The 215-nt window shown below is 43.7% G+C and carries 1 protein-coding gene; it reads right to left on the bottom strand.

Annotation, left to right across the window (positions count from 1 at the left end; all coding sequences use genetic code 11):
* On the bottom strand, positions 1 to 215 hold a 215-nt coding region (locus tag SINDD18_RS10210), incomplete at both ends, for a Rib/alpha-like domain-containing protein (protein WP_277619884.1).

The raw sequence follows: 215 nt of genomic DNA, 5'->3' as shown, positions 1-215 counted from the left end.
AACCATCTGGGTAAGTCACAACGACGGTTGTACTCTTATCACCTGGGGTTGTTGTATCAACCGGTGTCTTGTATTCAAATGTAGTGCCACTTGGAAGATCACCTACGTTACCAATTGATTTCTTAGGATCTGGAGTTTCACCTACATTGACTGTTTTGTCCTTAGGTGTTGGCGTGTTCTTATCCGCATCGGTACGTGGATCTACTACCTTAACT

Source organism: Streptococcus infantis, assembly GCF_001579645.1.
Classification (GTDB): Bacteria; Bacillota; Bacilli; order Lactobacillales; family Streptococcaceae; genus Streptococcus; species Streptococcus infantis_E.
This window is presented reverse-complemented; position numbering and strand designations above follow the sequence as displayed.